The sequence below is a fragment of the Flavonifractor sp. An306 genome (assembly GCF_002159455.1).
In the GTDB taxonomy this organism is placed as follows: domain Bacteria; phylum Bacillota; class Clostridia; order Oscillospirales; family Oscillospiraceae; genus Flavonifractor.
Genome location: NZ_NFIQ01000012.1, coordinates 28,182 through 55,047, shown reverse-complemented (window position 1 = coordinate 55,047; position 26,866 = coordinate 28,182). Strand labels below are relative to the sequence as shown.

General features: G+C 64.8%; 31 protein-coding genes. 7 read left to right on the top strand and 24 right to left on the bottom strand.

The window, feature by feature from the left end; translation table 11 throughout:
- Positions 1-104 precede the first annotated feature (104 nt).
- The 6 genes from B5F88_RS04545 to B5F88_RS04520 form a co-directional block, all read right to left on the bottom strand.
- Entirely contained in the window at positions 105-668 is a 564-nt protein-coding gene (locus B5F88_RS04545) for a prolyl-tRNA synthetase associated domain-containing protein (protein WP_087342139.1), read from the bottom strand.
- A 3-nt stretch (positions 669-671) separates the two neighbouring features.
- Positions 672-1,955: an O-acetylhomoserine aminocarboxypropyltransferase/cysteine synthase family protein gene (locus tag B5F88_RS04540; protein ID WP_087342136.1), complete on the bottom strand. Its 1,284-nt coding sequence runs from the start codon at positions 1,953-1,955 to the stop codon at positions 672-674.
- Positions 1,956-2,039: 84 nt separating this feature from the next.
- Positions 2,040-2,540 carry a GerMN domain-containing protein gene (locus B5F88_RS04535; protein WP_087342135.1) on the bottom strand — a complete coding sequence of 167 codons (501 nt, stop codon included), beginning with the start codon at positions 2,538-2,540 and terminating at the stop codon, positions 2,040-2,042.
- Positions 2,537-3,997, bottom strand: a complete 1,461-nt coding sequence (locus tag B5F88_RS04530) for a HAMP domain-containing sensor histidine kinase (RefSeq protein WP_087342132.1) — start codon at positions 3,995-3,997, stop codon at positions 2,537-2,539. The genes B5F88_RS04535 and B5F88_RS04530 overlap by 4 nt, the downstream gene beginning before the upstream one ends.
- Entirely contained in the window at positions 3,990-4,676 is a 687-nt protein-coding gene (locus B5F88_RS04525; RefSeq protein ID WP_087342129.1) for a response regulator transcription factor, read from the bottom strand. The genes B5F88_RS04530 and B5F88_RS04525 overlap by 8 nt, the downstream gene beginning before the upstream one ends.
- A complete protein-coding gene (locus B5F88_RS04520; protein WP_087342128.1) occupies positions 4,673-5,113 on the bottom strand; it encodes a ComEA family DNA-binding protein in 441 nt (146 codons plus the stop codon). Before B5F88_RS04520 ends, B5F88_RS04525 begins: the two co-directional genes overlap by 4 nt.
- 94 nt (positions 5,114-5,207) lie before the next feature.
- Between B5F88_RS04520 and B5F88_RS04515 the strand changes: the two genes are divergently transcribed.
- Positions 5,208-6,608 carry a D-alanyl-D-alanine carboxypeptidase family protein gene (locus tag B5F88_RS04515; RefSeq protein ID WP_087342126.1) on the top strand — a complete coding sequence of 467 codons (1,401 nt, stop codon included), beginning with the start codon at positions 5,208-5,210 and terminating at the stop codon, positions 6,606-6,608.
- 51 nt (positions 6,609-6,659) lie between these two features.
- On the opposite strand, the gene B5F88_RS04510 is transcribed toward B5F88_RS04515, so the two are convergent.
- From B5F88_RS04510 to B5F88_RS04500, 3 genes are read right to left on the bottom strand one after another with little or no spacing between them, the layout of a single operon-like run.
- Positions 6,660-7,049 carry a C-GCAxxG-C-C family protein gene (locus tag B5F88_RS04510; RefSeq protein WP_087342124.1) on the bottom strand — a complete coding sequence of 130 codons (390 nt, stop codon included), beginning with the start codon at positions 7,047-7,049 and terminating at the stop codon, positions 6,660-6,662.
- A 20-nt stretch (positions 7,050-7,069) separates the two neighbouring features.
- The gene (gene recG / locus B5F88_RS04505) at positions 7,070-9,142 is read right to left on the bottom strand and encodes an ATP-dependent DNA helicase RecG (RefSeq protein WP_087342121.1); all 2,073 of its coding nucleotides are present in this window, start codon (positions 9,140-9,142) and stop codon (positions 7,070-7,072) included.
- A 36-nt stretch (positions 9,143-9,178) separates the two neighbouring features.
- Positions 9,179-10,501 carry an MATE family efflux transporter gene (locus B5F88_RS04500; RefSeq protein WP_242959632.1) on the bottom strand — a complete coding sequence of 441 codons (1,323 nt, stop codon included), beginning with the start codon at positions 10,499-10,501 and terminating at the stop codon, positions 9,179-9,181.
- Positions 10,502-10,883: 382 nt separating this feature from the next.
- On the opposite strand from B5F88_RS04500, the gene B5F88_RS04495 reads away from it, so the two are divergent.
- From B5F88_RS04495 to B5F88_RS04470, 6 genes are all read left to right on the top strand, one after another.
- Positions 10,884-14,312 (top strand): pyruvate carboxylase, encoded by a 3,429-nt coding sequence (locus B5F88_RS04495; RefSeq protein ID WP_087342119.1) that lies wholly within the window; start codon positions 10,884-10,886, stop codon positions 14,310-14,312.
- 57 nt (positions 14,313-14,369) lie between these two features.
- Positions 14,370-15,326 (top strand): D-2-hydroxyacid dehydrogenase, encoded by a 957-nt coding sequence (locus B5F88_RS04490; RefSeq protein ID WP_087342116.1) that lies wholly within the window; start codon positions 14,370-14,372, stop codon positions 15,324-15,326.
- A gap of 80 nt (positions 15,327-15,406) precedes the next feature.
- Positions 15,407-15,751, top strand: a complete 345-nt coding sequence (locus tag B5F88_RS04485; RefSeq protein WP_087342113.1) for a PadR family transcriptional regulator — start codon at positions 15,407-15,409, stop codon at positions 15,749-15,751.
- Entirely contained in the window at positions 15,688-16,542 is an 855-nt protein-coding gene (locus B5F88_RS04480) for a permease prefix domain 1-containing protein (protein WP_162612109.1), read from the top strand. The genes B5F88_RS04485 and B5F88_RS04480 overlap by 64 nt, the downstream gene beginning before the upstream one ends.
- Positions 16,539-17,255, top strand: coding sequence for a hypothetical protein (locus tag B5F88_RS04475; RefSeq protein WP_087342108.1), 717 nt, complete (start codon positions 16,539-16,541; stop codon positions 17,253-17,255). Before B5F88_RS04480 ends, B5F88_RS04475 begins: the two co-directional genes overlap by 4 nt.
- Before the next feature lie 61 nt (positions 17,256-17,316).
- Positions 17,317-17,811 (top strand): S-layer homology domain-containing protein, encoded by a 495-nt coding sequence (locus tag B5F88_RS04470; RefSeq protein WP_087342106.1) that lies wholly within the window; start codon positions 17,317-17,319, stop codon positions 17,809-17,811.
- Positions 17,812-17,849: 38 nt separating this feature from the next.
- Here the strand turns inward: B5F88_RS04470 and B5F88_RS04465 are convergent, their stop codons facing one another.
- The 15 genes from B5F88_RS04465 to B5F88_RS04395 are packed head-to-tail and all read right to left on the bottom strand — an operon-like array spanning position 17,850 to position 26,854.
- Entirely contained in the window at positions 17,850-18,419 is a 570-nt protein-coding gene (locus B5F88_RS04465; protein WP_087342187.1) for a DUF2313 domain-containing protein, read from the bottom strand.
- Complete coding sequence (locus B5F88_RS04460; RefSeq protein ID WP_087342103.1) at positions 18,416-19,477, bottom strand: baseplate J/gp47 family protein; 1,062 nt, start codon at positions 19,475-19,477, stop codon at positions 18,416-18,418. Before B5F88_RS04460 ends, B5F88_RS04465 begins: the two co-directional genes overlap by 4 nt.
- A gap of 7 nt (positions 19,478-19,484) precedes the next feature.
- Positions 19,485-19,826 carry a hypothetical protein gene (locus B5F88_RS04455; RefSeq protein WP_087342100.1) on the bottom strand — a complete coding sequence of 114 codons (342 nt, stop codon included), beginning with the start codon at positions 19,824-19,826 and terminating at the stop codon, positions 19,485-19,487.
- Between the two features lie 4 nt (positions 19,827-19,830).
- Positions 19,831-20,202 (bottom strand): hypothetical protein, encoded by a 372-nt coding sequence (locus B5F88_RS04450; protein WP_087342098.1) that lies wholly within the window; start codon positions 20,200-20,202, stop codon positions 19,831-19,833.
- A gap of 13 nt (positions 20,203-20,215) precedes the next feature.
- Positions 20,216-21,166, bottom strand: coding sequence for a hypothetical protein (locus tag B5F88_RS04445; protein WP_087342095.1), 951 nt, complete (start codon positions 21,164-21,166; stop codon positions 20,216-20,218).
- Between the two features lies 1 nt (position 21,167).
- On the bottom strand, positions 21,168-21,752 hold the full coding sequence (locus B5F88_RS04440; RefSeq protein WP_242959631.1) for a LysM peptidoglycan-binding domain-containing protein: 585 nt from the start codon (positions 21,750-21,752) through the stop codon (positions 21,168-21,170).
- On the bottom strand, positions 21,749-22,546 hold the full coding sequence (locus tag B5F88_RS04435) for a hypothetical protein (RefSeq protein ID WP_087342089.1): 798 nt from the start codon (positions 22,544-22,546) through the stop codon (positions 21,749-21,751). Before B5F88_RS04435 ends, B5F88_RS04440 begins: the two co-directional genes overlap by 4 nt.
- Positions 22,543-22,752 carry a molybdopterin oxidoreductase gene (locus B5F88_RS04430; protein ID WP_087342086.1) on the bottom strand — a complete coding sequence of 70 codons (210 nt, stop codon included), beginning with the start codon at positions 22,750-22,752 and terminating at the stop codon, positions 22,543-22,545. The genes B5F88_RS04435 and B5F88_RS04430 overlap by 4 nt, the downstream gene beginning before the upstream one ends.
- On the bottom strand, positions 22,749-23,168 hold the full coding sequence (locus B5F88_RS04425) for a hypothetical protein (RefSeq protein WP_207754458.1): 420 nt from the start codon (positions 23,166-23,168) through the stop codon (positions 22,749-22,751). The genes B5F88_RS04430 and B5F88_RS04425 overlap by 4 nt, the downstream gene beginning before the upstream one ends.
- 14 nt (positions 23,169-23,182) lie before the next feature.
- Positions 23,183-23,572, bottom strand: a complete 390-nt coding sequence (locus B5F88_RS04420) for a hypothetical protein (RefSeq protein WP_087342084.1) — start codon at positions 23,570-23,572, stop codon at positions 23,183-23,185.
- A gap of 12 nt (positions 23,573-23,584) precedes the next feature.
- On the bottom strand, positions 23,585-24,613 hold the full coding sequence (locus B5F88_RS04415; RefSeq protein WP_087342081.1) for a phage tail sheath C-terminal domain-containing protein: 1,029 nt from the start codon (positions 24,611-24,613) through the stop codon (positions 23,585-23,587).
- On the bottom strand, positions 24,610-25,107 hold the full coding sequence (locus tag B5F88_RS04410) for a hypothetical protein (protein WP_087342079.1): 498 nt from the start codon (positions 25,105-25,107) through the stop codon (positions 24,610-24,612). Before B5F88_RS04410 ends, B5F88_RS04415 begins: the two co-directional genes overlap by 4 nt.
- Before the next feature lie 18 nt (positions 25,108-25,125).
- Positions 25,126-25,464, bottom strand: a complete 339-nt coding sequence (locus B5F88_RS04405; RefSeq protein WP_087342076.1) for a hypothetical protein — start codon at positions 25,462-25,464, stop codon at positions 25,126-25,128.
- Positions 25,461-25,802, bottom strand: a complete 342-nt coding sequence (locus B5F88_RS04400) for a hypothetical protein (RefSeq protein ID WP_242959630.1) — start codon at positions 25,800-25,802, stop codon at positions 25,461-25,463. Before B5F88_RS04400 ends, B5F88_RS04405 begins: the two co-directional genes overlap by 4 nt.
- Before the next feature lie 17 nt (positions 25,803-25,819).
- Positions 25,820-26,854, bottom strand: a complete 1,035-nt coding sequence (locus B5F88_RS04395) for a hypothetical protein (protein ID WP_087342071.1) — start codon at positions 26,852-26,854, stop codon at positions 25,820-25,822.
- Positions 26,855-26,866: the final 12 nt, after the last annotated feature.

The following is a 26,866-nucleotide window of genomic DNA, read 5'->3' as shown; positions in this document are numbered from 1 at the left end:
AGTTTTTCGCATGTGACGGGTTATATATTTCCATTTTAGTTTATATAATAAATAAATGCAAGAAAAACCGGCGCGGGTTTATCTCCGCGCCGGTTTTGTTTCTACTATAGGTTCTCCACCTCCGGCCAGGGCAGGTCCACCACAGTGGGAGTATGATCCACGGCGGGCAGAAACCGCTCCAGAAAATCCGTCAGCTTCAGCCGGATGGTGGAGGTGGAAAAACAGGGGTGGCCGCTGAGCCATTCCCCCGCCAGCAGCTCCCGGTCGATCACCAGACGGACCCTACCCTCTTTGTCGTGCATCAGCTCAAAGGCGCTGGCCGAGCCGGGAGCGGCGCCCAGCAGCTGTTTCATCTGCTCCGGAGTGGCAAAGGACAGCCGGGCGCAGCCCAGCTGCTTGGTCAGATCCTTGGTCTTGAAGGGCTTGTCCCCCGGCATCAGCAGCAGATAGAAGTCGGTCTGCTGTCGGTTGGTCAGCAGCAGATTCTTGCAGATGGGTACTCCCAGAACCGCCTCCACCGCCTTGCAGTCCTCCATGGTGTTGGCGTAATCGTGGTCGCACCGGAGATAGGCAATCCCCAGCTGGTCCAAAAAGGCGTACACCGCCATTTCGTTGGGGTCCCGGCTCTCCGCCGGAGGGCCCGTATAAACTTCAGGATTCACATACATGGCTCACACCCCGGCCAGCGCCTGGTCCACATCCTCCAGGATATCGTGGATATCCTCAATGCCCACGCTGAGGCGCACCAGATCCGGGGACACCCCGGCGGCGGCCAGTTCCTCGTCGGTCATCTGCCGGTGGGTGGTGGAGGCGGGATGGAGGGTGCAGGTCTTAGCGTCGGCCACGTGGGTGGCGATGGAGGCCAGCTTCAGCCCGGCCATGAATTTGGAGGCCGCCTCCCGGCCGCCCTTCACGCCGAAGGACACCACGCCGCAGGTGCCGTTGGGCAGATACTTTTGGGCCCGCTCGTAATAGGGGTCCCCCTCCAGGCCGGGATAGCGTACCCAGGCCACCTTGGGGTGGTCCTTGAGGAACTTGGCTACCGCCAGACCGTTCTCACAGTGGCGGGCCACCCGCAGGGGCAGGGTCTCCAGGCCGATGTTCAGATAGTAGCAGTTCTGGGGAGAGGGGATGGCTCCCAGATCCCGCATGAGCTGAGCGGTGGCCTTGGTGATATACGCCCCCTCCAGGCCGAAGCGCTCGGTGTAGGTGATGCCGTGATAGCTCTCGTCAGGGGTGGTCAGGCCGGGGAACTTGTCGGCGTGGGCGGTCCAGTCAAATTTGCCGGAGTCCACAATGGCCCCTCCCACCGCGTTGGCGTGGCCGTCCATGTACTTGGTGGTGGAGTGGGTAATGATATCGGCCCCCCACCGGAAGGGGTTGCAGTTCACCGGAGTGGCAAAGGTGTTGTCCACGATCAGGGGCACGCCATGGGCGTGGGCCGCCTTGGCAAACTTCTCGATATCCAGCACCGTCAAAGCCGGGTTGGCGATGGTCTCCCCGAACACCGCCCGGGTCTCAGGCCGGAAGGCGGCCTCCAGCTCAGCCTCGGAGCAGTCGGGATCCACGAAGGTGAAGGAAATGCCCATCCGCTTCATGGTGACGGCAAACAGGTTATAGGTGCCGCCATAGATGGAGGAGGAGCACACCACATGCTCCCCGCAGGAGACAATGTTGAAGATGGCATAGAAGGAGGCCGCCTGGCCGGAGGAGGTGAGCATGGCGGCGGAGCCCCCCTCCAGAGCGCAGATCTTGGCCGCCACGTGGTCGTTGGTGGGGTTCTGCAGGCGGGTATAGAAATAACCGCTGGCCTCCAGGTCAAAGAGGGCGCCCATGGCCTCCCCGGTGGTGTAGCGGAAGGTGGTGGACTGGATGATGGGGATGTTGCGGGGCTCTCCGTTGCCGGGCGTGTAGCCCGCGTGGAGGCACTGGGTACTGATGCGGTGTTGGCTCATGGGTCTGAACTTCCTTTCTGTGTGGATATCTATGCAATAATGATGTATGTTACACCCGGCGGCCCGCCTTTGTCAAGGAGGAGGTCAGGTCCCAGCCTCATAGACGGCTGTCAGGATGTCCGCCTCGGTCAGCTTCTGGATGGGGCGGTAGGGGATTTCACTTCCCTCCACCGTCACATACACCGACTCCACCCCCTCCGCCTGGCAGAGGGTGAGGGACAGACAGCAGTCGGCCACCGTCAGGTCGATCCCCGTCAGGTCGCCGTACTGCTCCGACAGGTCCAACCGGAGACACCCCTCCTCCAGCGTCCATCCCAGCAGGCGGGTGCCGTCGGGAAAGGGGGAGGCCAGCTCCGGGTCCTCCGGACCGGCCAGCAAAGCCTCCAGCAGGCCCGGGATGATCTGCTCCCCTGTCTCCGGGGTCCAGGTCTCACACCCCACCGCCAGGGGAGCGTTCTGGTTGGGCAGGGCTGAATAATAAATCTGATAATCTCCCGCCTTGCCTCCGCCGCTTCGCTGGGAGCAGCCACACAGGCCCACCACCAGCAGGCAGAGGGCAAGAGAAGAAAGCACCCGTTTTCTCATTCCTTCTCCCCCTCCTCCCGCCAGCGGGCAAAGCGCGCCTCAAAGCAGGTGCCCTCCGGCTCCCGGCGGCGGGCGGTGATGGTACCGCCGTGCTGCCGCACGGTGTCCCGGACAATGGACAGCCCCAGCCCGGTACCTCCCGCCGCACGGGAGCGGGCCTTGTCCACCCGGTAGAACCGGTCAAAGATCTTGGGCAGGTCGGCCTCCGGAATGCCCACGCCGGTGTCCTCCACCCGCAGGCATACCGTGTTCCCCTCGGTAAACAGGGTGACGATAACCGTCCCGCCGGGCAGGTTGTACTTCACCGCGTTTTCCATCAGGTTGAAGGCCACCTGGTACAGATCGTCCTCGGTGGCCCGGATCACGCAGCCGGGCTGGAGGGAGAGCTCCAGCTTCACCTCCGCCGCCTGGGCCAGGGGGGTGAGCATGTGCTCCACCCGGCGCACCACCGTCCCCACGTCCACCGGCACGGTCTGGACCTCATGGGCGGTGTCCAGCCGGGTGAGGGTGAGCAGCTTTTCGGTGATGCGGGTGAGCCGCTCGGCCTCCTCGCCAATGTCGATCAAGAACTCCCGGGCGGTGTCGCTGTCCATATGGTCGGCCTGGAGGATGGAATCAGTGAGCAGGCGGATGGAGGCCAGCGGGGTTTTGAGCTCATGGGAGGCGTCGGACACAAACCGGCGGCGCACCTCCTCGGTGGTCTGGAGCCGGCCGGTGAGCTCGTTGAACTCGTCGGCCAGGCGGCTGAGCTCGTCGCCTCCCCGCATGTCCACCCGGTGGCTGTACTCCCCCTGCCGTACGGTGTGGATGGCGCTGAGCAGCTGGGCGATCCGCCGGGTGAGGGCCTTGGAGAACACCACGCCCATCACCAGGGTCACCAGGGCAATGACAATGGAGATGGTGCGCAGGTTGTTCTGGATGCCCTGGAGCATGGCCCCCTGCTCAGCGTCATACTCATAGAGATAGACCGCCCCCTGGGTCATGGAGCGGTAGGTGACAGGCACCGCCGCCCAGCTGTAAAAGACCCCGTCGGCGTAGTCCCCCCGGAACACGTTGTTGCCCTTCAGGGCGGTGACCGCCTCCCAGAACAGGGCGTACTGCCCCACGGTATCGGTCTGCTGGACCCCATCCCGCACGTCGCACAGCACCCGGCCGGCGGGGTCGGTCACCACCACCCGGTTCACCCCCAGGCTGCCCAGCAGCAGGTTGACCGTCCGGGTGGCGCTGTCGGCGGTCAGGGCCTCCGGCCCGGTGGCCAGGGCGGAGGCCAGCACCGAGGCCTGATTCTGCATGGAGGTCCGCTTGGAGCGGTAGGCCAGATTCTGGGACACCACCGCCGGGTAGGTATTCAGCAGCACCACCACCGCCGCCACAATCACCACATAGGTCAGGGCGTACTTGGTCTGCAGGGAGCGCCAGAAGGGCACCCGCCGTCCCTGGCTCTCCCGCTTATCCATGTTTCAGATAGTAGCCCACACCCCACTTGGTGAGGATATACTCCGGATTGGCGGGGTCCAGCTCCAGCTTCTCCCGCAGGCGGCGGACATGGACGTCCACTGTCCGGTAATCCCCGGCGTACTCGTAGCCCCACACCACGTTGAGCAGGTTCTCCCGGCTGTACACCCGGCCGGGGTTGCGCATGAGCAGCTCCATCAGGTCGAATTCCTTGGCGGTCAGATCCACGCTCTTACCGTCCTTCCAGGCGGCCCGGGCGTCCGGATCCAGCACGATGTGGCCCATGGTCAGCTTGCTCCCCGCGCCGCTCTGCTGGGCCGCCATCCCCGCCCGGCGGAGCAGGGCCCGCACCCGGGCCTTCAGCTCCAAAATGTTGAAGGGCTTGGTGATATAGTCGTCCGCCCCGCACTCAAAGCCGATGATCTTGTCGGCGTCCTCGCTGCGGGCGGTGAGCATGATGATGGGCACGTTGGAAAACTCCCGGATGCGCATACAGGCCTGAAGCCCGTCAATCTTGGGCATCATCAGGTCCAGGATGATCAGGTCAAAGCCGCCGCCCCGGGCCAGCTCCACCGCCTGCTCCCCGTCGTACCCCGCCTCCACCTGGTAGCCCTCGCTCTCCAGGTTGAATTTGATGCCCTTGACCAGCACCCGCTCGTCATCCACTACCAATATTTTCAAGGTGTTTCCTCCTCTTGTGAAACCGTTACCTGGTCGATCAGCCCGGCCAGAATCCCCTCCCCGATACCGCTGACCCGGGTCAGATCCTCCGGGATGCGGAAGGGGCCGTTGGCCTCCCGGTAGGCGATGATATCCGCCGCCCGCTTCTCCCCGATGCCCGGCAGGGTCATCAGCTCCTCCGCCGTGGCGGTGTTCAGGTCCACCTTCCCCGTGTTGGCACCGGCGGCGGACGGAGCGGCCGGTGTATCCGTCGGCGCCGCTGCCGTCTCTGTGGGCGCCGGCGTAAACACGATGGGCGTCTCCTGGGCCAGGGTGCGCTCGGTCTCCACCCATACCGGCTGGGCCTGGGTAGCCCCACGGAGAAACCAGCCGCCGGTAAAGGCCAGAAAAACCGCCGCCAGGAGAACCGCGGCAAATTCCACTTTTGAAATCTTCATGATTTTGTAACCTTCTCCCCCGTTGCGTCCCAGTGTGGGGTCTGGTATAATCAAATACACAACCTTATTATATCATACTTAAATGGAGTTTCCTATGAAAAAATCCAGACTGCTCTCTCTCCTTCTCACCCTTCTTCTGGCCCTCTCCCTGGTCTCGCCCTTCGCCCTGGCCGCCGGGGAGAGCAGCGGCAGCGACATCCTGGACAGCATGGTGGTGGACGCCAAGGCCGCCGTCCTGGTGGACCCGGACACCGACGAAATTCTCTATGAGCTCAACGCCCACGAGAAGATGTACCCCGCCTCCATCACCAAGGTGATGACCTGTATGCTCACCCTGGAGGCGGTGGACGCCGGCAAGCTCACCCTGGAGCAGACCGTCACCGCCGGTCCCGCCATCCACACCGGCATTGGGGACAACGCCTCCACCGCCGACATCAAGGAGGGGGAGGAAATCCGGATCATCGACCTGCTGTACGCCGCCCTGCTGCCCTCGGCCAACGAGGCCTGCAATGTGATGGCGGAGGCGGTGAGCGGGGATGTGGCCAGCTTTGTGGAGCTGATGAACCAGCGGGCGGCCGAGCTGGGCATGACGGGCACCCACTTTGCCAACACCCACGGCTACCACGACGACAACCACTACACCACCGCCTACGACGTATACCTGATGAGCAAGGAGGCCATGAAGCACGAGACCTTCCGCACCATCGTCGCCTCCAAGAGCTACATCATGCCCGCCACCAATCTGCACCCGGAGGAGCGGGAGATCCGCACCACCAACGCCCTCATCTCCAACTTCCGCTACCTGGGCTACCTCTATTCCTACGCCACCGGCATCAAGACCGGCTCCACCCCGGAGGCGGGCTACTGCCTGGCGGCCTCGGCCACCAAGGAGGACCGGAACCTGATCTCGGTGGTCATGGGCTGTGAGCGGGAGGAGGGGGCCACCGGCAGCGCCGGGTACACCTACTTCAGCGAGTCCAGCCGCCTGCTGGATTGGGGCTTCAAGAACTTTTCCCGGCAAGTTATGCTGGACGCCACCAAGCGGGACATCCCGGAGGTGGAGGTCACCCTGGGCAAGGACACCAACTACGTCACCCTAGCCCCTCAGGGGGAGATCTCCGCCCTGCTGCCCAATGACGTCTCCACAGAGGATCTGGAATACAACTACACCCTCAACGCCCAGAGCGTGGAGGCCCCGGTGGAGCAGGGCCAGCAGCTGGGCACCATCTCGGTCTCCTTCAACGATCAGACCTACGGCACCCTGCCTCTGGTGGCCAGCATGTCGGTGGAGCGGGACCCCTGGCTCTACCGGCTGGACCGGCTGGAAAAGTTCTTCGGCCAGCTGTGGGTGAAGGTGCTGCTGGTGGTGATCCTGGTAGCGGTGGCTTTCCTGGTGGTGCGCCGGCTGCTCTTCGGAAGCCGGCGGGGCCGCTACGGCTCCCACAGCGGAGGCGGCCGCCGCTCCCGGTACACCGGCTCCCGCCGCCACAGATAACCTGTACAAAAGCGCCCCCCGCGCCAACGGCGCGGGGGGCGCTTTCATTGCTCACATCCGGTCGGGCAGCAGCTCCTCCAGCAGCTCCACCGCGTCATATACCATCCGGTCGCAGTGGGGCTTGCGCACCTCTCCCCGCTCCTTGGCCAGGGCCAGCAGCCCGGCACAGTCCAGCACCTGATTCTTCTCCCGGAACTTCCGCAGCAGGAGGTTGGAGGCCTCCTGCCCCTGGCCGGCCAGGCCCAGCACCATCAGGGCCCCGGTCACCGCCCCGCAGGTGGAGCCGTGCCGCATGCCGGAGCCAAAATGGGCCCCCAGCTGGTAGGCCTGCTCATGGCTCAGGCCGCATTCTTTGCAAAAGGGCACCAGCACCGACTGGCAGCAGTTGTAATGCACATCCGTCCTGGCCCGCAGGGCCTTGGTCTCTTCCATTCTGTCCATGGTCTTGTCTCATTCCTTTGTCAGTTAAACATATCGCCGTGGTCGGCAAAGAGCCTGCGCACCCGCTCCAGCAGTCCGGCGTGCTCCGGCCGGCTCAGGTCCGGGTCGGAGCGCAGCAGCTCCTCCGCCGCCCCCTGGGCCTGCTTCAGCACCCGCATGTCCCCCGTCAGATCAGCGATGGACAGCTGGGGCAGACCGTGCTGCCGCTCCCCGAAAAAGTCGCCGGGACCCCGGAGGCGCAGATCTTCCTCGGCTATTTTAAACCCGTCGTTGGTTTTTGACAAGACCCGCAGCCGCTCCCGGCTGTCGGGGTTGCGGGTGGCGGTGACCAGCACGCAGTAGGACTGATGCTTCCCCCGGCCCACCCGGCCCCGGAGCTGGTGGAGCTGGCTGAGGCCAAACCGGTCGGCGTTTTCCACCACCATCAGGGCTGCGTTGGGCACGTCCACCCCCACCTCGATGACGGTGGTGGACACCAGCACGTCCAGGTCCCCGGCGGCAAAGGCGGTCATCACCGCCTCCTTCTCCCTGCTCTTCATCTTCCCGTGGACCAGACCCACCCGCAGGTCGGGAAACACCTGGGTCTGGAGGGTGTGGGCGTAAGATACGGCGGCCTTCAGGTCCAGGCCCTGGCCGTCCTCACCATCCTCCCCCTCCTCCACGGCGGGGCAGACCATGTAGGCCTGCCGGCCCTCTCCCACCAGCTTGCGGACAAAGTTGTACATCCGCTGCCGCTTGTCCTCCCCCACCACGTAGGTGGCCACCGGACTGCGGCCGGGGGGCAGCTCGTCCACCACCGACACCTCCAGGTCCCCGTAGATCACCAGGGACAGGGTGCGGGGAATGGGGGTGGCCGACATGACCAGCACATGGGGGGGCACTGCCGCTTTGGCGGCCAGGGCCGCCCGCTGGGCCACGCCGAAGCGGTGCTGCTCGTCGGTGACCACCAGCCCCAGGTTGGCAAAGGCCACCCCCTCGCTGATGAGGGCGTGGGTGCCGATCACCAGGTCCATGGTCCCCTCCTCCAGGGCGGCGTACAGCTCCTTCCGGGCCTTTCCCTTCACCGCCCCGGTGAGCAGGCCCACCCGCAGCCCCGCCTGCCCCAGCAGGGGGACCAGGGAGCGGTAGTGCTGCTCGGCCAGCAGCTCTGTGGGGGCCATCAGGGCGCACTGGCAGCCGTTTTTCGCCGTCACCCAGGCGCCGTAGGCCGCCAGCATGGTCTTGCCCGAGCCCACATCCCCCTGGACCAGCCGGTTCATGGGCACGCCGGAGGACAGGTCGGCGGCCATCTCCTCCATCACCCGCCGCTGGGCCCCGGTGAGGTGGAAGGGCAGCAGGGCCAGAAAGTCCTCCACATCCGGAATAAGGAAGGTGCGCCCCGCCGCCCGGTCCCGCCGGTGGCGGAGCAGGGCCATGCCGCAGGTGAGGGAGAACAGCTCCTCAAAGATCAGCCGGCGGCGGGCCACCTCCAGGGCGGTCTCATCCTTGGGAAAGTGGATGTTCCGGCAGGCAAATTCCACCGTGGCCAGGGCGTGGGCCTGCCGCAGCTCGTGGGGCAGGGCCTCCTCCACCTGGCCGGCGCAGTCCTCCACACACTGCAGGGCCAGCCCCGCCAGAAAGTTGTTGGAGATACCGTGGGTCAGGTGGTACACCGGCAGGATCCGCCCGTTGTACTTCACCCGGTCCGCCCGCTCGCACACCGGGTTGGTCATCTGCTTGCGGTTGGACGTCCCCTCCACCCGGCCGAAGCAGACGTAGCTCTCCCCCTCCCGCAGGGCGTTTTTCAGATAGCTCTGGTTGAAAAAGGTGGCGGTAAGACTGCCGGTGTCGTCCACCAGGCGCACCTTCACCAGCTCCAGCCCCTTGCGGATACGGGAGAGCCGGGGCTCCTCCGCCACCATCAGGGTGAGGCACACCGGCACATCCGCCGGGGCGGAGGCGATGGTGGCCGCCAGCCGCCGATCCTCATAGCCGCGGGGATAATAGCCCAGCAGGTCCTCCACCGTCTGCAGGCCCAGCTTCTCCAGGCTCCCGGCCCGGGCCGGGCCCACCCCCGGCAGGGTCCGCAGGCTGTCGGTCAAGCGCAGCGGCATGTCTCTCCCCCCTTTTGGCTCAGTGTAGCATATTTCCTATGTCCGTACAAGCATCTGCCGGTCTCCTCTGCTCCAATACAGCGCTCCCACCCCGGCCACAAGGGCCTCGGTAACGGGGACGGCGCACCACACCCCGGTCATGCCAAATCCGGCAGACAGGGCGAAGGCCATGGGAAGGATCAGGACAAATCCCCGCAGCAGGGAGATGATCCGGGCGGGATGGGCGTATTCCGTGGCGGCGAAATAGACCGCCAGGATGATATTGAAGCCCGCAAAGGGGCAGGCGATAAAATAGAGTTTCAGCCCCTCCTCGGCAAAGGCCTGCAGCAGGCGGTCGCCCTCGCTGTTGAAGGCGGCGGCGATGGGGGAGGCCCCGAACCAGACCGCCCCGTACAGAACCGCCGACAGCAGCAGCATGGCGGTCAGGGCATACCGCAGCAACTTTCGCACATCCTCCCGGTTGCCCGCGCCGAAGCTGCTGCTGAGGATGGGCTGGATCCCCTGTCCGATGCCGGTATAGATGGCCGTCACCACCAGGGAAAGGTTGGCAATCACCCCATAGGCCGCCACCCCCACGTTCCCCTGCATAGCCAGCAGAATCCCGTTGAACACCAGGATCACCACCCCGGCGGACACCTCCGTGATCAGAGAGGGCACGCCGCCCGAGAAGATTCCGGCGGTCACCGTCCGGCTCCACCGGCACCGCACCAGATGGAAGGTATTCCGCCTCCGGAGCATATGGGGGGACAGGATCAGCATACTGACCACCGGCGCCAGCCCCGTGGCCAGCACCGCGCCAAACATGCCCATGCGGCACGGAAAGAGAAACACATAGTCCAGCACCACATTGGACAGGCTGCCCCCCACCATGGCGGCCATGGACCGCTGGGGCGCCCCGTCGTTGCGGACAAAGGCCAGCAGCACGTTGTTGAGCAGAAACAGAGGGGAGAACAGCAGCACCATGCGGACATAGATCCGGGTCATATCAAAGATGCTCCGGTCCGCCCCCAGCAGGGCCACGATCCGGCCGGACAGCAGCAGGCCCGCCAGCAGAAAGCACGCCGCAAACCCCACCGCCAGGCCAACCGCGTGGCTGAAGATCATGTCGGACTCTCTCCGCTCCCCCTGGTACTTCCGGATGGCAAACCGGATCCCGCCGCCCATGCCGATCATCAATCCGCAGCCATGGACAAAGCTGTATATGGGGATGGCCAGATTGAGGGCGGTCAGTCCCCTGCTGCCCAGCGCGTTGGCAATGAAAAAGGTGTCGGCCAGGATGTAGCAGGACAGCCCCAGCATCCCCAGCACATTCAGGGACGCATACTTGACAAAGTTATGAAAACAGCCCTTATCTCTCACAAAATCACCTGCAAAAATTTAGGCCTGTGTTGTACAACACAGGCCTACTGCACAATAAAAGCCCCGGCGGGCTATCCTATATGTTCCCTATATATAACACGTGCGCCGGGAAAAGTCAATGAAGGCCGTCCCCTGTGAAAGCGCAACAAAGGCCTCTGGCCATCTGTCGGTTTCCTGTGCTACCCGCCAACTTTTGCAATTTACATGAAAAATGATTGCAAAAACTTCACCGTACAGATATAATATTTTTAATCGGTATATAACTGGTATTTGCTGTGCGGCACGGGCGTTGCACGGCACAGGCGGCGGAATGTGACCGCCGGCATCTTTGTGATTTTTTTGACAGATTATGACAAAATTTATTCAGAAAGGAAGGACAGCATTGGCAGAGTGCAAGTTTAACAAGGTCCTGGTTGCCAACCGGGGCGAAATCGCCATCCGGGTATTCCGGGCCTGCTACGACCTGGGGCTGCATACGGTAGCCATGTACTCCAACGAGGACACCTTCGCCCTGTTCCGCACCAAGGCGGACGAGGCCTACCTCATCGGCGAGAACAAGTCCCCCCTGGGAGCCTACCTGGACATCCCCTCCATCATCGACCTGGCCAAGCGCCGGAATGTGGACGCCATCCACCCCGGCTATGGCTTTCTGAGCGAGAACGCCGACTTCGCCCGGGCCTGTGAGGAGGCGGGGATCACCTTCATCGGCCCCTCCTCCAAGATCCTGGGGCAGATGGGAGACAAGCTCACCGCCAAGGCCATCGCCAAGGCCTGCAACGTGCCCACCATTCCCGGCTCCACCGAGCCACTGAAGGACGGGGAGGAGGCCCTGGAGAAGGCCAAGAGCTACGGCTTCCCCATCATCCTGAAGGCGGCCGGCGGCGGCGGCGGCCGGGGCATGCGCCGCTGCGACACCCCGGAGGAGGTCATTCCCGCCTTCAACCTGGTGAAGAGCGAGGCCAAGAAGGCCTTCGGCAACGAGGACATCTTTATTGAAAAGTACCTGGTGGAGCCCAAGCACATCGAGGTGCAGATCCTGGGCGACAAGTACGGCAATGTGGTCCACCTCTATGAGCGTGACTGCTCCCTCCAGCGGCGGTACCAGAAGGTGGTGGAGTTCGCCCCCGCTTTCAGCGTGCCCGAGGCCACCCGCCAGAAGCTGTACGAGGACGCGGTAAAGGTGGCAAAGCACGTGGGCTACGTCTCCGCCGGCACGGTGGAGTTCCTGGTGGACAAGGACGGCAGCCACTACTTTATTGAGATGAACCCCCGCATCCAGGTGGAGCACACCGTCACCGAGATGGTCACCGGCATCGACCTGGTACGGGCCCAGATCCTCATCGCCGAGGGCCACCCCCTGTCCACCCCCGCCATCGGCATCCCCTCCCAGGAGGCCGTCCACATGAACGGCTACGCCCTCCAGTGCCGGGTGACCACCGAGGACCCGGCCAACAACTTCGCCCCCGACACCGGCAAGATCACCGCCTACCGCTCCGGCGGCGGCTTCGGCGTCCGTCTGGACGGCGGCAACGCCTACACCGGCGCCGAGATCTCCCCCTACTACGACTCCCTGCTGGTAAAGGTCACCTCCTGGGACAACACCTTCGAGGGGGTGTGCCGCAAGGCCATGCGGGCCATCAGCGAGGAGCACGTCCGGGGCGTCAAGACCAACATCCCCTTCGTCACCAACATTCTGGCCCACCCCACCTTCCAGGCGGGCAAGTGCCACACCAAGTTTATCGACGAGACCCCCGAGCTCTTCGACATCGACACCGGCCGGGACCGGGCCACCAAGGTACTCAAGTATATCGCCCAGATCCAGGTGGACTCCCCCTCCGCCGAGCGGCTGCAGCTGGATATCCCCCGGTTCCCCCCCTATGAGAATACACCCCCCAAGTGTACCGGCCTGAAACAGCTGCTGGATGAGAAGGGCCCCGAGGCGGTGCGGGACTGGGTGCTGAACCAGAAAAAGCTGCTCATCACCGACACCACCATGCGGGACGCCCACCAGTCCCTGCTGTCCACCCGGGTGCGTACCCGGGATATGCTCAAGTGCGCCGAGGGCACCGCGGAAATCCTCAACGACTGCTTCTCCCTGGAGATGTGGGGCGGCGCCACCTTCGACGTGGCCTACCGGTTCCTCCACGAGTCCCCCTGGGAGCGGCTGCGGCTGCTGCGGGAGAAGATCCCCAACATCCCCTTCCAGATGCTCTTCCGGGGCGCCAACGCCGTGGGCTACACCAACTACCCCGACAACCTGATCCGGGCCTTTGTCAAGGAGGCCGCCAAGTCGGGCATCGACGTGTTCCGCATCTTCGACTCCCTGAACTGGATCCCCGGCATGGAGATCGCCATGGACGAAGTGCTCAACCAAGGCAAGCTGTGCGAGGCCACCATCTGCTACACCGGCGACATCCTGGACCCCAAGCGGGACAAGTACACCCTGGAGTATTATGTCAACATGGCCAAGGAGCTGGAAAAGCGTGGGGCCCATCTGCTGTGCATCAAGGACATGTCCGGCCTGCTGAAGCCCTACGCCGCCAAGAAGCTGGTATCCACCCTGAAGCAGGAGATCGGCATTCCCATCCACCTGCACACCCACGACACCTCTGGCAACCAGGTGGCCGCCTATCTGATGGCCGCCGAGGCCAAGGTGGACATTGTGGACTGCGCCATCGACTCCATGTCCTCCATGACCAGCCAGCCCTCCATGAACGCGGTGGTCACCGCCCTGCAGGGGCAGGAGCGGGACACCGGCCTGAACCCTGACAAGCTGCAGGCTCTGTCCGACTACTGGGCCGACGTGCGGCTGCGCTACGCCAAGTTTGAAGCGGGCATTAAGAATCCCTCCACCGACATCTACCGCTACGAGATGCCTGGCGGCCAGTACACCAACCTGAAGAGCCAGGTGGAGAGCATCGGCCTGGGCCACCAGTTTGAGGCGGTGAAGGAGATGTACACCACCGTCAACCACATGCTGGGGGACATCGTGAAGGTGACCCCCTCCTCCAAGATGGTGGGCGACCTGGCCATCTTCATGGTGCAGAACGACCTGACCCCCGAGAACATTGTGGAGCGGGGTGAGGCCCTCACCTTCCCCGACTCGGTGGTGAGCTACTTCAAGGGCATGATGGGCCAGCCCGCCTGGGGCTTCCCCGAGGATCTCCAGCGGGTGGTGCTGAAGGGCGAGGAGCCCATCACCTGCCGCCCCGGCGAGCTGCTGCCTCCGGTGGACTTCGAGAAGGCCCGGGAGGAGGTCCGCAAGTTCTACGACGACGCCTCCGACCACAATGTGCTCTCCTGGTGCCTCTATCCCAAAGTGGTGGAGGACTTCTACCGCCACCGGCAGGAGTACGGCTATATCATGCGCATGGGCAGCCATGTGTTCTTCAACGGCATGGCCCTGGGCGAGACCAACAAAATCAACATCGAGGACGGCAAGACCCTGGTCATCAAGTACCTGGGCCTGGGCGACCTGAACGAGGACGGCACCCGCAACGTGCAGTTCGAGCTCAACGGTATGCGCCGTGAGGTGGCGGTGCCCGACAAGAGCGCCACCGCCCAGGTGCGGAAGGTCAACCTGGCCGATCCCTCCGACAAGAGCCAGGTGGGCGCCTCCATCCCCGGCATGGTGTCCAAGGTGAACGTGAAGCCCGGCGACACCGTGGAGGAGAACCAGGTTCTGGCCGTGATCGAGGCCATGAAGATGGAGACCTCCGTGGTGGCCCGGATGAAGGGCACCGTGGACCAGGTGCTCATCAAAGAGGGCGGCGCGGTGAAGGCCGGCGAGCTGCTCATTACCATCAAATAAAAAAGCGGGGGCCGGTCCGAGACCGGCCCCCGTATTTTACGGAAAGGCGGTTGTGCCATGGAAACCATACTCCACCTGCTCCCCCTGACCCCGGACCAGCAGGCGGCCTTCCGCTCCGCCGCGCCGGAGGCGGAGCACCTCTTTCTCCCCACCCACGACCGGCTGGGAGCTACCGATATCCCCCCGGACTGGCGGCAGCGGATCACCATCCTGATGGGCTTTGTGCCCCCTTCCGACCTCAAGACCTTCCCAAATCTGAAATGGGTCCAGAGCTGGAACGCCGGGGTGGACCCCTACCTGGTCCCCGGCGTGCTGCCGGAGGGGGTTGTGCTGACCTGTGCCGCCGGGGCCTACGGCCCCGCCGTGTCCGAGCACATGCTGGCCATACTACTGGCCATCTATAAACGACTGCCCGACTACCGGGACGGGCAGAAGGATCACCGGTGGAAGGACCTGGGGCCGGTCCAGTCCCTCCACGGCAAGACCGTGCTGATTGGGGGCACCGGGGATATCGGCCGTCACTTTGCCAACCTGTGCCGGGCTCTGGGCGCCGCCCGGGTGGTGGGGCTCCACCGCTCGGACGCGCCGGTGGAGGGCTTTGATCAGACCTATCCCCTGTCCGCCATCGACCAGCTGCTCCCCCAGGCCGACGTGGTGGCCCTGGTATTTCCCCACAACGCCGACACCGCCGGCCTGCTGGACCGCCGCCGCCTGCTGCTGATGAAGCCTGACGCCGTCCTCCTCAATGCCGGACGGGGCTCCGCCGTGGACTGCGTTGCTCTGGCGGAGGTGCTCTCCGGCGGCCATCTGCTGGGGGCCGGGATGGACGTCACCGACCCGGAGCCCCTGCCTCCGGAGCATCCCCTGTGGGAGGCTCCCCGGGCGCTGATCACTCCCCACACCGCCGGGGGCTATGACCACATGGCCCTCACCCTGGACAACCTGGCTGGCCTGTTTCTGGACAACCTGAATCGCTGGCGGACGGGTCAGCCCCTCCGCAGCCGGATGAAATAACATCCCTTGACATACCTCGGATCTCTAGGTATACTATACCTAGAGATCCGAGGTATATTTTTTGGAAAGGAGGTCCTTCCATGAAAGCGGACAAATCCCTGCTCAACGGCAGCGCCACCCTGCTGGTGCTCTCTCTGCTCTCCGCCGGCGACAAGTACGGCTATCAGATGATCGCTGAGCTGGAGGAGCAGAGCGACCACACTTTTTCCATGAAGGAGGGCACCCTCTACCCCATTCTCCACACGCTGGAGAACACCGGGTCAGTGGAGTCCTATGAGAAGGAGGCGCCCACCGGCCGCAAGCGGAAGTACTACCACATCACCAAAAAGGGCCTGCGGCTGCTGGGGGAGAAAAAGGAGGAGTGGACCGCTTTCTCCCAGGCGGTGAACGCGGTGCTGGCCGGGTCCGCCCCGGCCCTGGCCTGATGGACGCCCCCGGCAGTCCCACCCGGCTCACCATAGGCCGGTTCTGCAGCCAAGTGTGCTCGGTGATCCGCTGGAAGCCTGCCCGGGAGGCGGCCTGGCGGGAGCTGTCCGCCCATCTGGAGGACCACGCCGCCGCTCTGGAGGAGCGGGACATCCCGCCTGAGGAAGCCGCCGCCCAGGCGGTGGAGGCCATGGGAGACCCCTATGAGCTGGGCCATCAGCTGGACCGCTGCCACAGCCCGCTGGTCCCCCGGCTGTCCCGGGTCTTTGCCCTGCTGGCTCTGGCCGCTCTGCTCCTCAGCCTCATCATCGGGTTCCGGAACCACACCGGCCTTTTTGCCCTGACCGGCCTGTTTCCTCAGGCCGCTACCCTGCCCTATGACGGTGACGGCACCCTGGAGATCTCCGGCGCTGCCACCGGCGGCGGAAAACTGGCGGGCTACACCCTCACCCCCTCCGGCCAGGCCGGGCTGGTGCTGGTGTCCTGGGAATACCCGGAAGGAGTACAGGAGTGGGAATATCAGCTCCAATGCCCGGTGACCATTCACAACCAGCCCTGGCGCCTGCCTATAATAGGTGATCAGGCAGACGCCGCCTGGACAGACAATACCGGCGGCTCGGGAGATGCCTCTTTCTCCTCCCACGATGAGGATGCCCTGTTTGGTTCCACCGCCTGGCTGTGTATTGTTGACCCCACCCCCGGTGCCCGTCAGTTTACCGTCACCCTCAGTTCCACAGAGGAGACCGTCACCATCTACATCACCTTACAGGAGGAGGTGCCCCCGCTGTGAGCCGATTCCGTTACGTGATCCTCCCCCGGCTGCTGCTGGCCCTCAGTGCCCTGGCTCTGCTGGCGGCTCTATTTCTGCTGTGGCTCTCTCTGGAACGGCCCTTGCCCTCCATTGCCCTGGCCTGCCGCCAGGCTGGCCCCGCCAACTGTTTTACCGGCGGGGAGGTGATCGCCTCCGGCCCCATCCGCCTCAATTACGCCGAGCCGGACGCCGACGCCTGGGCGGTGCTCCGCTCCGGGGACCAATACGCCATGACAAACCTCAAACGAACCGCCGGTGTGCTGTGGACCGTACCACAGTTCAGTCTGGACCTGTTCTCCCTGGAGGATGGGCAGCAGCTCTTCCCCTGTCCCACCGGTTCTTTCCCCTATTATTCCTACCGTGAAGGCACCGACAGCTGGGGAGGCCCGTACTTTGAGCCGCAAATCGACTGGGAAATCATTCCTCTGGCCATTTGCACCAACCCCTCGGTGGTGCGGCTGGAGGGGGAGGTCCTGTGGCTGGGGTTCTCAGAGGACCCCCAGGAAGCCCTGGCCCAGCGGGGGGTGTCCATCTCCTGGTCGCCCGCCGGGAACGGCGTATGGGTGGGGGAGCCTGTGCTTAGCGCTCTGCCCACCGAACCAGACGGCAGCAGCAGCGGCACCCGCTCCATCTGGCTCCGGGGCTATGATGCCGGCGGCAATCTGGTCTGTTCCTATGATCCTACGGCGTAGCCCTTCTTCGACAGCATAGTTTCCCAGTTTATGGTATGCTCTCCGTAAAGGAGGATATGCCATGCGACAGTTGATTCCCGCCCTGCTGCTGCTCACCCTGCTGGTGCCTGCCGCCGCTGCGGTGGAGGTGCCTGTGACCCGGGCCCAGTTCGTCTCCGCCCTGTGGAGCTGGGCGGGGTCACCTCCCTGCGCCGGAGGGCAGCCTTTCTCCGATGTCCCCCAAACCGCCCCCTGGCTCTCCGCTCTGTGCTGGGCTGCCGGGGAGGGGCTGGTCCGCGGCACCGGCGGCCTGCTCTTCACCCCCGATCGCCCCATCACCCGGGAGGAGGCGGCCATCCTGCTGCGGCGGTATGCCGCCCGGCTGGGCCGGGACGTGTCCTTCCCGGAGATCGCCCGCTGCAACGACTTTGAGGACATCTCCCCTTGGGCGGACGACTCCCTCTACTGGGCCACCGGCACTGGTCTGATCGGCTGGTCGGAGGGCGGCCGGCTGGACCCTCAGGGCACCCTGACCCAGGCCCAACTGGACGCTATTCTGACCCGCTTTTCCCAATAACACCGCAAAAAGGCGGCTCGCCTCGGCGAGCCGCCTTTTCATATAACCATCTTCTCCAGTTCCTCCCAGGTGGGTCCTATGGCCTCAATATCGCCCCAGGTATCGAATTTCTCCTCCATCAGGGCCCAGGTCACGTACCAATAGACATACTCGATCAGCACATGGGCGGGCAGGATACTCTCGATGATGGCCTTCATTTCCTCTATGCCATCCGGAATTCCCGGCACATTGGGAAAATGGACCGTCACCTTGCCCGGCGTATCGGTCTCGCCCGCCACGGCGTTGATGCCGCAGCCCTTCAGGTTGTCGTTGATGGCCTTCAGGGTAAAGCTGTCCCCGCCAATGCGCAGCAGGGCGGCCAGAGCGGCCCGGCGCTCCTCCAGCCGGTCGGTCACCGGGCGGCGGGCCAGCAGGCTTTCAATGGCCTCCAGTCCCCGGTCTTCCGCGGTACACACCAGCATCTCCCGCTGGATCTCCTCCAGCACACCCTCTACCAGGTCCAGCGTCTCCCCCTGGGCGTCCAGCTCAGCGCCGTTGACGCTGCCCTCCAGCTCGTAGACCCGCAGCGGCCGGAGAAGCTGCCGCAGGGAATCGCCATGGACGCTCATGCTCCCGCCCCCCATTCTGAAATGGTAAGGCCCTCCAGCCAGGGCAGCACATCGCTGGATATGGTGATATCGGCGGCGGGGGCGTCAATCACATAATTTTTGACCCCCGGCACGTCAAAAGTAAGTTCCCCCAGCTTGGCCCGCAGCACATCCTGCCCCAGCTGCCGCCCGTCAAACCAGCTGCGGATGGCCTGCTCCACCTCCTGGCGGACCGCCGCGGCATCCCGGTTCTCCTCCGCCTGTACCCGGATGGTTACCGAAACCTGCTTTTTCTCCGGGGCCCGCACCTGCAAATCCACGGCTATCTCCCGCCGCTCCTCAAAATAGGCCTGCAGCTGCTCCAGCAGCTCCTCGTCGGGCTCCCCTGTGGGGGTGGCCACCACAATGTCCACCGTACCGATGCCCCTGGGTCGGGGGATCACCGTAGCCGCCGCCACCTGGGGAAAGGACATGGCGCCCTGCTGATAAAAAGCGGCGTTGGCCCCGTTGGGCATCCTCTGGTAGGTATCCAGCACCCGCTCACGCAGCTCCTCGTCGCTTTCCGCGTCAGTACCGCCGGAAAATGCCTGGGGATTGGTGCAGCGGCTCACTCCCACCGGAGCCACCGCCATAGCCCGGATGGCCCCCGCCGCCGCGTTGCCAGACACGCCCGGCTCCACCGCCTGGGCGGGTATCTCCACAGATTCCGCTCCGGCGGAGAGCACCCCCTCCTGGGTGGTCTCAAAGCGCACGCCCCCCGCCGTCATACACACCGTCCCCTTGGCGATCACCAGGTCGGTTCCGGCAGGGCCGTCGCTCTCAAAGCGGAGAATGCCCTGGGCCGCCGTGGCTGCCCGCCGCTGGATCCCCCGCAGCTGGGCGTGGAGCTCCAGATAATCCTCTCCGGCGGTCTGGGGGAAACACTGGCGGTTCACCCAGTCGGCCTGCACATACAGGCCGTAGATCTGACTGGCCACGGCGTACAGCCGCACCGCCATGTCCCCGTCTCCCCTGAGGGCAATCCCGGTCTCCCGCTGAAAGGCCTGTGTCATCTGCTCATAAATTTCGTCTATCGTCATCTGTCCTCTACCCTCCCAGCTCCATGGTCAGCGTCAGCGTCTCCCCCCGCCACTCCAGCTGAACCTGAAGCCTGCCGTCCTGTGCCAGCCGGACTTCCGTCACCGTCAGCTCCGGCTCGTCGGCCAGGGCCTGAACGGCGTATTGCTTGGCGATGCTCTCCCGCTGGGAGGGCTTCCACCGGCCCAGCCTGTACAGCTCGCTGCCCAGCTCCGGCAGGGGCGGAAAGCTCCCCCGGGGGATGGACAGCTTCCACAGCACCCGCTGCAGCAGTTCCCGGCTGCCCTCTACCCGCTGGAAACCGCCCTGCTCGTCGGACACATAGTCTCCGTCTCGTATCATCAGTTCCATAGGCTCACTCCGCCGTCAATACCGGTTTTCCGTTTACCGTCAGCCCCCCGCTCACATTGACCACTCCGTCCGCACCCACATGGATGGAGGCTTTAGGGCTATAAATCATCACTTCACCCTCTCCCAGCGCCAGGTCCGTACGGCACAGGCCCCCCACTACACAGGGGGCCTCCTCCTGTGTGCCCGCCTTAATCACCAGTACCTGCTGATCCAGGCTTGGCCGCCAGGCGTATCCGCCCGGCCCAAACATGGGCAGTTCCCGCCTCTCCCCGTCCAGATAAACCCCCACCGGATTTCCCGCCAGAGTTACCCGGCCCATCTCCGCCCCGCCTCCGGTATGTCTCTGCGCCTTCTCTCCCCGCTGTGAAATCCACATTTTTCCCTTCCTCCTATCTCAACGCATCCGGCTCACCCAGGAGCAGCCTGGTATAGCGCCCTTTTCCATTCAGTCCACACACCGCCTCCGCCACCCGCCAGAGGCCGTTTGCCGTCCCCTTTGGGGTGACCAGCTCCACCAGTTCTCCCGGCCAGGCCAGGAAGGAGCCCGGCAGCTCCAGCTCCAGCTGCCGCAGCTCCTCGGCAGACCTGGCCAGCTGATACGCGCCGGAGTATCGCATGGCCTGATAGCTGCTCTTTCCCGGCATGGTGAGCACCCGGCGGCACAGGCCGCCCCGCTGGAGAAACCCGCTGTTTTCCACTGTCTGCACCGCTTGGGTGGTTCTGTCCCGTACCAGTACCTGCGACAGCACCCCATACCGCTGATCCCGCAGGGTAAGGGCAGTGATGGCGGCGTTTTCCTTCAGCCTGAGGCTTTTTTCCTCCGGCCAGGGGGCGGCTGTCAGCCGGCCCAGCCGGTCAAACCGAGGTGTGACCCCGCCGTAATACCGGCAGAACTCATAGACCACCTGCCACTCGCTGCTGCCGGTCTCCACCACAAAGCCGGGTACCGCCGGCAGGCTGGCCCCCGGCAGCGCCTGGATACCGTAGGGCGTTACGTGGTCTCGCAGGATATCCGCCCAGGTGGCCACCTGGTACTCCATACCCAGGGCTTCGTTGTCCAGCAGCCGGGCGGCCATACTCCGACCGGACACCGTCAAAAAGCATCCCTGTCCATTCCACCCCCGCTCGCACTCGTCCACCACGCCGGTAAATACGGTCTCGCCGTTCTCCACCGCGGTAAAGGTCACCGCCTCCGCCAGCGGATCCTCTCCCTGGGGCTCCCACAAACAGGTGAGCAGAAAACTGTCGCAGGGGGTGCCCCGTCCGTAGCGGAATTCCCATTCCGTCACATCGGGCAGGGCGATCTCCCGTCCGTCCCAGCAGGTCAGCCGTCCCTCCATCTCAGGCCACCCGCACTTTCTGCCCCACCAGGATCAGGTTGGGATTTTTGATCTGGGGGTTGAGGGCCACAAGGGCGGACAGGCTCATGCCATACCGCCGGGCAATGGCCCACATGGTATCCCCCCGCACCACCGTATACCACTGCTCCTGACCGGTAGGCGCGGAGGAGGTACCGGTCTGCCCACTCTGCCCGCTCTCCGTGCCGCCGGAGACCATCAGCCCGGTATTGTGCCCGTCATACCCCTCCCAGAAGGTAAAGCTGTACTTCACATAGTCGGACCTGGGCTGCTGGGTGAGGGAGAGCTCCACAAAGTAGGCATTGGAGGTCTGCCATACGGGATGGACCAGCAATCCCGGCCCATCGGAGTAAAACACCGTGGCCAGCTTTTTGAACTGGGCGTAGGCGTCCTCCCCCACAAACTCTCCCTCGCCCTCCATCACCCGCTGGCCCGGCCCCAGGTCCTGGAGCAGGTAACGGCCAAAGGGCACCTTGGCCGCTCCCATCACCCGCTGGAATCCGATGGAGTAGATTCTGGGGTTGTGGGGCCATACATAGTCCTTATATCGCATGGATGCCAGTCTCACAGCAGCTGAAACCCCCCGTCAAATCTTCTGGCGTCCCGGCGGAGCAGCCGGTCCAGTCCCTCCGGATCCAGCCCGCCGGAATCTGTGGTCCCGGCGGGCTTCTGCAGAGTCACCACCCTGGTCTCCCGGGGCGGAGCAGGCAGCTGGGCCAGGCTGGCCCGCAGGGCCTGGTAGGTCCATTCCGCCGCCGTCCCTCCGGTCTGGCCGCCGCCGGGCTCCACGGCTTTCAACGAGACGGGCCGCGCCTCCAGCTCTCTCCACTCCGCCGCTCGCCCATCTGCTTCCGGCCAATCCGTCCCCAGCCAATCCTCCCCCGTCTCATCCGCTTCCGGCCCGCCGGATGCGCTTCGGACTATCTCATCAAGCCCATCCGGCTCAGCTCCAACGGACGCCTCTTCGGTGCCCACCTCCAGCCACCGGGCCGTCCACAGCTGCCGCAGGGCGTCCGGCACTTCCCCACGGGCCTCCCTTTCCTCTGTCCGGAAGCCGGTCTCTCTATGCCAGAGCGGGTTTTCCTCTGTAAAATCCCCTTTTTCCACAGGGGAATCCCCATCGGCCACAGCAAAGACCGCCTCCCCAGTCCGCCGGGTATCTTCCGCCGTCTCTCCCGGCCTCTTCTGGTTTTCCGAGCGCTCGTACCCCTCTCTCCAGGCCGGGTGCGAAGCCTCTTTCTCCCCAACGTCTGAAAGAGGAAGGGCAAGCCCTTCCTCCTTCGGACGCCAGGATTCTTCCTCACGCGGTCCGCTCTCTCCATCCTCCTGCTCCTCCAGCAGCAGCCGGATATAGTCCGTCATACCGTTTCTCCTTTCTTCAGCCGTTCATAGCGGTCCTGATCAAAGGAGGCGTTGTGCCCTCCGCTCACCGTCCCGGCGGGGGCGCCGCACACCGGGCAGCGCTCCTCCTCCGCCTTTTGGCGGCAGGCGGGGCACAGCTGCTCCAGCAGCTCCTCCCGGTCCAGCATCAGGTTGAGGGCGCACCACAGGTAATCCCGTGCCTTCATGTTCCGGACCCGCTCCTCGGTGGGCAGGGCCTGAAACGTGCGGAGCACGCGCCAGCGAAGGCGCTCATAAGGCGCGTGCTCCAGGCTTTTTTTAGGGACTGGGCGGCCTCCTCCCCGTCCTCGGGAGAGGGATTTTCCGCCCGGTCCAGTTCATTCCACCGCCGGGCCAGCTCCCCGATCTCCCGGGCGCTCATGCCCTCCAGCGCCGCCCGCCCGGAGGAAAACAGGGGCTTTCCCCGCCGCTCCAGGGCCCGGGCCAGCAGGCAGGCATTGGCGCACAGGGCCCGCTCTCCCTGGCTCTGGGCCAGTTCACCGGCCTCCCTGCCCGCCTCCAGCACCTCCTGGGCGGAGAGCAGCCGCAGCTGCCTTCCATCCCCCAGTTCCAGCCGGTCTTTCCGGCTGAGTATCGACTCCATGGCCATCCTCCCGATCACACCGCGGTTTCCAGCCGCTTGGCCGCCACCACGGTGATCTTTTCCACCACCATGGCCCCCAGCGCGCCGGTCTCTCCGATGGCGCTCCACTGGCAGCCGGAGTAGATCACCTTCCGGTCAGGCTTGCAGATGACCAGATTGAAGTCCGCCAGATCGTGGAAGTTGATACCGTCCCGGATGGCCTCGTCGGTGGCGTACAGCCGGGTCAGCTCCAGCACATAGCTGCGGGGGCCGGGGATGGTGGCCACCGGCTCGTCCTCGCCGAAGGCCTCCACGTTCTGGCTGCTCCGGGTGGACTTGGCGGAGTAGCTCTGCACCACCGCCACCTTTTTCCCGTCGATCTCCAGATAGATGTCGCTGCTGGTGGGAAATCCCGCTACCTTCATACCCATCCTCCTTTACACCGTGATGTGGGCGCTGAGCCAGATCTGGTTCAGGCCGTGGGCCACCGTAAAGGAGAACTCCACTAGGCACACGGTGGGATTTTCCGCGTCCGCCTGGACGGTGACGTTTTCGTATCCGGTAATGATCTCCCGGCTGAGCTTATTCTCCAGCTCCAGAATCACCTGGGACCGGATGGCGCCCCGGGTCTGCTCGGTGTTTTTGCTCCGCTGGAACTTGGCCCGCAGGGCATTGCGGATGGTGGGGATCACGTCGTCCACAATGCGGATGGTGGTCAGCTCCCGCCAGGTGGCGTCGGACACCTCGCCGGTTTTGGTGCGGGTGGTGATCCCCCGCACCACGCTGACCACGCCGCCCACCCGCTCCAGGGGGGTGACGCCGCCCCGCACCAGGGTGTCGATTTCGCTGTCGTCGTACTGGGCCTGGGTCTGGCTGACCCCCTTCAGCTCTGCCCCGCTCAGGGGCAGGGCGGCGTCGCTCTCCCCGGCGATGGCGCCGGCCACAGCGGCGGCCAGCAGGCAGCCGTCGTCGCCGGGGGCCAGCAGCACCACCCGCTCGCTGTTGAGCTGTCCGGCCCGCTGGACCAGGTCTTCCACACTCTCCTCCGTGCCGCCGCACACCACGGCAATGCGCTCCCGCCGGGCCTCGGAGGCGCTGCACACACTGTCCCGCAGCTTCTGCTGCACCGTCACGTCGGTGCTGTCGCACACCACCAATGCCACGTTTTCCTCCGCCGCCAGCAGGCTGAAGGCGGCATCATAGCCCGACTCATCGGTGACAGGCACCGCCCGCACCTGGGCCGCGCCGTTGAGCAGCAGCAGCCGTGCCAGCTCGGTAAGGTTTTCCTCCTGACCGAAGGCGGTCACCGCCTCCTCATAGCGGTTGATCACATACAGCGTACCCGCCTCGCCGCCGGCGCAGACGGCCACAAGGCCCGCCGTCTGCCCGCCGCCGCTGGTGCTGATCACCGTGGAGGCGTCATAATCGGAATAGACGCCCGGTCTCTCATGGGTGGTAATACTCAAATCTGCCTCTCTCCTCTCACAATAAAGTCCAGGAAGGCCCCGTCCCCCTCGGTCACGGCGTAGAGGTAGCCCTGGCAGACAGCCTCCACGCTCCGCCGGTACAGGCCGGCCTCCTGGTCGAATTCCGTCTCCCCGCAGGAGAGCTCCACCAGCCGCAGCCCCGGGGGCCCGTCCTGCCGCAGGGCCTGGACCATCCGGTCAAAGGCGGTCTGAATTTCCGCCCCGCCTCCCGGCTGGGGGGCGTAGAGGTCCAGGCCGAAGGTCAGCATCATTTTTCTGCCGTACAGCTCCTGCCAGCGGCCGCTCTCCTGGTCGTACCGCTCTCCCAGATAGTCCTGGAAGCCCCCCGGCCCGCCCTGGCAGGCGCGGAGGGAGACGGCGGCCACCGCCCCCGTTCTGCGCAGCCGTCTTTGGTCGGGGTAGGCGCACATCGCGTCGATGCCCTGCCCGGTCAGATACTCCGCCATCCGCTCCCGGATCCGCTCAAAGTCCATACGCTCTCTCCGTTTCTCTCATTCCTCCGGGTCCCGGACGCTGAGCAGGGCCCACCAGTAGGCCAGCTCCTCCCCCAGATAGATGGGCTGGGCGGCCCGGATAGAAAACCGGTGCCCGCCCCAGGCCACGTGTCCGTCCCCCAGTCCGTCCAGGGAGACCTCCGGCCCGCCCAGATAGATCCACTGGTCCCGGCGCACCAGGCCCAGGGGAGTAGGGAGGGTCTGGTAACCCTCCCCCCGCCGCTCCAGGGCGGGCTGGAGGAAGGCCCGGCAGAGTACGCCCTCCTCCTGGCCCTCCTTGCATACCGTCACCCGCTGTCCGTACTTCTCCAAAATCCTGCCCCAGGCGCCGGTCATCCCTCCACCCCCCGAAAGACAAAGCCCCGGTCCTTCAGATAGGGGGCCAGCACAGTCTCCGCCTGCAGCCGGAGGGCCTGGGCCCGCTGGGGGGCGTCCCCGCCCTCCTCCTGGATGGTGACCTCACCGGCGGTAAAGCGCAGGGGGGTGCGGCCCGTCTCGGTGCCGGCCAGCCCCGCCAGGGCCAGCCAGGCGCAGCCCAGCACATAGGCCGGGCCGCAATCCTCCGGCGCAAGGCCTTCCCGCAGCCGCCCGGCCACCTCCAGCTCCGCCGCCTGGCACAGGGCCTCCAGCGTCTCCAGCTCCTCCTCGCCCATCCGGCCCAGCTTTTGGGCCATGGCTAAAATTTCCTCCGTCACTGCAGCTTCAGCACCTTGGCTGCCTCCGTAAAGAGCTTGGCAAAGCCGGAGATGCTGGTGATGGCGGCCCGCTCCAGCTGCCGGTCAATGAGCTTGTCGTACTCCACCAGCACGTCGGAGCCCTGCACCATCTCCAGGGCATACCGCTTGTCCAGGCCGATGAGCTTGCCGCTCTCCAGGGCGGAGGTGCGCAGCAGGGTGGCCCCCAGGGGGGTGGCCAGCTTGCCGGTGCCCTGGAAGTTGAGGCCGGTGAGGGGATTCTGGAACTCGTCCATCTTGAGCATCTGGCGCATCATGTCGCCGGACACCAGCAGGGTGTTCATCTCGTAGGGCTCAAACTGGGCCCAGAAGTCCACCAGCTCGTCGTAGGTCAGGGTACCGGCGGAGCCGCCGATGGTGCCGTCGCCCACGGTGAACTCCTGGGCGGGGTTGCCGTTGCCGTCCCCGTTGAGGAGCACGTCGATGGCGTCCTCCAGGTGCATCCGGTTGATGTGGGCGCCGATCTGCCGCAGGGTGACGGAAAACAGGTCCAGCTTCTGGTAGCGGATGGCCTCGTAGGAGGCCACCAGCATCCGGCCCCGCTTGTGGAGCTTCACCAGGTTGTCCTGGGTTTTCACCTGGGTCTGGGGGATCTCGGCGCCCTCTTCCACCCGACGAAGGGCCTTCTGGTCATCGGTGGGAACGGAGGTGATGGAGCGGTAGTCCATGCCGTCAAACCGGGTAACGGCGGCGGTGATGTGGGGCAGCAGGTCGGCCTCCTCCATGCCCTGGCGCACCGACCGGGCGATGTACTCGGGGAAGAGGACGGCGGACTGGCTGGTGGAGAAGAACTTTTCCACCGCGTCGCTGCCCGCGCCCTTCACCTTGATGTCAAACCGCTTGAGCTGCCGCTGATAGGCGTCCAGCCCTTCCAGGGCGGTGCCCTTGTACTGCTCCGAGGGGTCCTCCCGCTCCAGCACCTGGGTAAAGGTGCGTCCCGCCTCGTTGTACATACCCTTTTCCAGCTTGAGATTGTCGAACCGATAGCTCATCTGACCATCCTC